We start from the raw sequence: 4285 nt of genomic DNA on the forward strand, positions 1-4285 counted from the left end.
ACGGGCGCGCCCGTCGCCGCCGCCCTGGGGTCCGCCGCCGCGGCCCGGATGACCAGGCTGGTCCCCGGAGCCGACACCTCCGCCTTCCGCCCCGGGCTCGACGCGCGGATCGTACGCGAACGCCACCGGCTCACCGGCCGTCGGGTGATCCTGTGCGCCGCCCGGCTCGTCCGGCGCAAGGGCCAGGACGCGCTCATCCGGGCCCTGCCGCTGGTGCACCGGGCCGTGCCCGGGGCCGTTCTGCTGCTCGTCGGCGACGGTCCGTACGCGTACGGGCTGCGCCGGCTCGCCGACGCGCACGGCGTCAGGGACGCCGTGGTCTTCGCGGGCGGGGTGCGGCACCGTGCGATGCCGTCCTATTACGCCGCCGCCGACGTCTTCGCGATGCCGTGCCGCACTCGTAAGGGCGGCCTGGAGGTCGAGGGTCTGGGCATCGTCTTCCTGGAGGCGGCCGCGGCCGGGCTGCCGGTGCTCGCCGGGGATTCCGGCGGCGCGCCGGACGCCGTCCGGGACGGCGATACCGGGCATGTCGTCGACGGCCGCGCCACGCCCGCCATCGCCGACCGGCTGATCGCACTGCTCCAGGACCGGCCCGCCGCCCGGGCCATGGGCGAGAAGGGGCGGGCCTGGGTGCGCCAGGAGTGGAGCTGGGACGCCTCGTACCGGACGCTGGCCCGGCTGCTCAGCCCGCCGGCGACGCCGCCCGGGACGCCCCCAGCGAAATAAGTGCGCCCGGAGCCTCGTCCACCGAGTCCACCAGCGCGATCCGGGCCTTCATGGGCCTGCCCTCGGCAAGCGCCTCCAGCAGCGGCCAGGTCGGCAGGCGGCGCGTCCAGTGGTCGCGGTCCACGAGCACCATCGGCGTCGGCTCGCCGCGCGACTCGTAGTAGTTCGGCGTCGCGTTGTCGAAGATCTCCTGTACGGTCCCGGCGGCGCCCGGCAGGAACACCACCCCCGCGTTCGACCGCGCCAGCAGACCGTCCTCGCGTGTGGCGTTGGCGAAGTACTTCGCTATGTGCGAGGCGAACGCGCTGGGCGGCTCATGCCCGTAGAACCAGGTCGGGATGCCGACCGACGCGCCGCCGTCCGGCCACCGCTCGCGCACCGCGAAGGCCACCTCGGCCCACTCGCCGACGGACGGCCGGAAGGAGGGGGCTTTGGCCAGCAGTTCAAGGGACTCGTCGAGCATGTCATCGGCGAACGGGGCCGCGTACGCGCCCAGGTTGGCCGCCTCCATCGCGCCGGGCCCGCCGCCGGTCGCGACCGTGAGCCCGGCCCGCGCCAGGGCCCGTCCGAGCCGGGCCGCGCCTGCGTAGCCCTCGGAGCCGCGCTCCAGGGCGTGGCCGCCCATCACGCCCACCACCCGGGACCCGGTGAGGAGTTCGTCGAGGGCGTCGGAGACGGCGTCGTCGTGGATGGAGCGCAGCATCGAGGAGAAGATGTCGCCGTCGGCCTTGGTGCGCTGGAACCAGGCGTACGCCAGCGCGTCCGGCGTCCCCGCGTAGCCCTGCTCCGCCAGCCCTTCGAACAGCTCCTGCGGCGAGTAGAGGGTGCCGCGATACGGGTCGAACGGCAGACCGGGCACCGGCGGGAAGACCAGCGCGCCTCCGGCCCGCACCTTGGCGGCGGCCTCCGGCTCCATCGGGCAGCCGAGGAAGACCGCCTCGGCGGTGTCCGTGTCGAGCAGCGCCCGCGTACGGTCCGTCAGGTCGACGGACTGGACGCGGTAACCAGCCAGGGTGCCGCGCGCCACGACCTCGTCGAACTCCCGCAGGGACTCGATCTCCCGGTCGGGGCACGGGTCTTGGGCGGCGGTGGAAGCGTCGTCGGTCAGCACGGCGCCATGCTACTGGCGGCGCTGCGCGCGGTCTCGTCCCGCAGGTGGGCGCGGGGGGAGTGGGCGGGGACCGGCCGTGTGCGCCGTTGCGGCGGCCCGGCGTGACAGCTTACGCGGCGGCTTTACCCGTACGCTGCGGGCGGCCGCGTCCCGTACGGCCTCAGTCCCGCGTCCCGTACGGCCCCAGTCCCGTGTTCCGTACGGTCAGCGGTGGAACGGCAGCGTGCTCAGCTCCGCGACCGCCCAGGTCAGCGGCGCCAGCAGGACCAGCAGCGCCAGCCCGCGCAGGGCCGCGGCGCCCCGCAGCAGGCGCGGGGGCGTGCCCAGCCGCAGCAGGGCGTCCGTCGTCCCGCCCCGCGCGCTCTTCGCCTCCAGCGCCGCCGTGAGCACCGAGGCGGTGGCACACATCACGATCAGGGCCGCGCCCAGGCCGGTGAGCGGGCCGAAGGGGCGGTGCCCGGACGGGCCGGAGCCGGTGGCGTACAACTCGACCGCGGCGTACGCGCCGGTGGCGACGGCGCACAGCACACCGACCGAATGCCCCAGGCGCCCCGCCTCCTGCTGCAGCACCCTCCCGGCCAGCAGCCGCAGCGCGCCCGGGCGCCCGGCGGCCAGCAATCTGCCGCACAGATGGGTGAGGCCGGGCCCGGCCAGCACCAGCCCGACCGCCGTCAGCGCCCAGCCGCCCACCACGCCGGGCGGGCTGCCCCCGAGCCCGCCGGGCAGCGGCAGCAGCGCGTCGGGCGGCGGGGGCGGGCCGCTGTCCATGTTGTTTGTGTATGCCTCCAACGCGATCCCCGCAGCGGTCAGCGCGATCCCCCAGGGCAGCCCCCGGGCCGCGAGCTCCGGCGGTTCGGCGCCGCGCGGCACCCGCTCGGCGCCCCGCGGCCGCGCCCGGCCGCCGGTCAGCGCGCCGCCGGTCCGCGCGCCCCGCGCCCGCTGGGCGCCCCGGGGCCACAAGCGGGCGGCGCAGGCCGCGGCCGCCACCGCCGGTACGACGGCGAGCAGCGTGACCGTGGCGGCCGCGGGCAGTGGATGCCCGGCGCCGAGCGGGCCGCCCGCCGCCCCGCCCGGCGCATCGGCCCACCGCAGCCACGAGCCGCTCAGGTCGCCCCGCAACTGCAGGAAGGCGAGCAGCGCCAGCACACAGCCCAGCGCGCACGACAGGGCGGCCGAGGCGGCCGCGAGCAGGGCCGACCTGGCCGGGCCGCCGCCGGCCGCCGCGAAACCCGCGCCGAACGGGACGCTCGGGTCGGCGCGCGCCACCGCGATCGCGAGCTGAGCCGTGGCGGCCAGCGGCACCGCGCACCACAGCAGCCGTACGACCGCTCCGTCGGTCTGATCGGCGTGCCCGGCCGCGTACCCCATGGCGCACAGCAGCAGAAAGCCCGTGCCCGCCGCAGCGGTGCCGACCAGCAACCGCCGCAGCAGCGCCAGGGGCCGGGCGCCGCGGGCTAGGCGGAGACTGAGCACGCGGACCTGCCCTCGGCCTCGGGGGAGTTGACCGCGCCCACCCGGCGGCCGTCCAGCAGCGCGACGGCGCGGTCCGCGAGGGTGGCCACCTCCTCGTCGTGGGTGGCGAGGAGCACCGTGATGCCGTGCGAGCGGGCCGCCGTGGTCAGGGTGCGCAGCACCTGGGCGCGGTCGGCGCGGTGCAGCGGGGCGGTGAGCTCGTCCGCGAACAGCACGGCGGGCCCGGAGGCCAGCGCGCGGGCGATCGCGACGCGCTGGCGCTGCGCCTGGAGCAGCGCGGCGGGGCGGCGGCGGGCGCAGTCGCCGACGTCGAGCCGGTCCAGCCACTCGAGTCCGGCGCTCTTGGCCTCGCGCCGTCCGATACCGCGCAGCATCAGCGGCAGCGCGGCGTTCTCCCAGGCGGTGAGCTCGGGGATGAGCTGGGGTTCGGTGTCGATCCAGGCGAAGCGGTCGCGGCGCAGCTGTTCGCGGCCGAGCGGGGAGAGGGTGTGCACGGGGGCGCTGTTGAACCACACCTCCCCGCGGTCCGGGACGAGCAGGCCCGACAGGCACTTGAGCAGGGTGGTCTTCCCACAGCCGCGCGGGCCGGTCACGGCCAGGATCTCGCCGTCGCGGGCGCCGATGGAGACACCGGCGAGGGCGGGCGACCCGCCGTAGGCGTACGTCAGGGTGCGTGCCCAGAGCACGTCGTTGTCCGGCGGAGCCACCATACGAAGCACCTCGCCTCAGCTGCGGTCGTCCGTGCGTTCCCCCAGTCGGGTGAACGAGCGCAGGGCCAATGGGTCACTGGCACGGTAAGGACTCCGTCTGCTGCCCGCGTCCAGGCTCGGCGCGGGCACGCTGTCATTTCCTCCGATCAGCCCTCTGCACGGCCGGTGCCGGTGGGGCGGGCCGGGCACGGGAGCCTCGAGGCGGCCGAAGCTCCCGCCGTAGCTCTCGGTGGGTCCTGGACCCGCGGACTACTGTGGGTGTCTC

The 4285-nt window shown here is 76.4% G+C and carries 4 protein-coding genes; 1 reads left to right on the forward strand and 3 read right to left on the reverse strand.

Translation table 11 applies throughout. The annotated features are described in order from the left end of the window. Positions 1–726 (forward strand): glycosyltransferase family 4 protein (locus CCN51_RS22210; protein ID WP_107426043.1); only part of this gene is annotated, 726 nt, incomplete at its 5' end. On the opposite strand, the gene CCN51_RS22215 is transcribed toward CCN51_RS22210, so the two are convergent. The 3 genes from CCN51_RS22215 to CCN51_RS22225 all read right to left on the reverse strand — a co-directional run bounded on the left by CCN51_RS22215 (position 683) and on the right by CCN51_RS22225 (position 4020). Further along, positions 683–1837: an LOG family protein gene (locus CCN51_RS22215; RefSeq protein WP_014176039.1), complete on the reverse strand. Its 1155-nt coding sequence runs from the start codon at positions 1835–1837 to the stop codon at positions 683–685. The genes CCN51_RS22210 and CCN51_RS22215 overlap by 44 nt on opposite strands. 204 nt (positions 1838–2041) lie before the next feature. Continuing rightward, positions 2042–3310: a hypothetical protein gene (locus CCN51_RS22220; RefSeq protein WP_014176038.1), complete on the reverse strand. Its 1269-nt coding sequence runs from the start codon at positions 3308–3310 to the stop codon at positions 2042–2044. Beyond that, positions 3292–4020: an ABC transporter ATP-binding protein gene (locus CCN51_RS22225; protein ID WP_014176037.1), complete on the reverse strand. Its 729-nt coding sequence runs from the start codon at positions 4018–4020 to the stop codon at positions 3292–3294. Before CCN51_RS22225 ends, CCN51_RS22220 begins: the two co-directional genes overlap by 19 nt. Positions 4021–4285: the final 265 nt, after the last annotated feature.

The sequence above is a fragment of the Streptomyces milbemycinicus genome, from assembly GCF_002154605.1.
Classification (GTDB): domain Bacteria; phylum Actinomycetota; class Actinomycetes; order Streptomycetales; family Streptomycetaceae; genus Streptomyces; species Streptomyces milbemycinicus.

What these genes read in the sequence shown, in the direction of transcription:
- CCN51_RS22225 (WP_014176037.1), bottom strand. Translation starts at nt 4,020, where the DNA reads ATGGTGGCTCCGCCGGACAACGACGTGCTCTGGGCACGCACCCTGACG.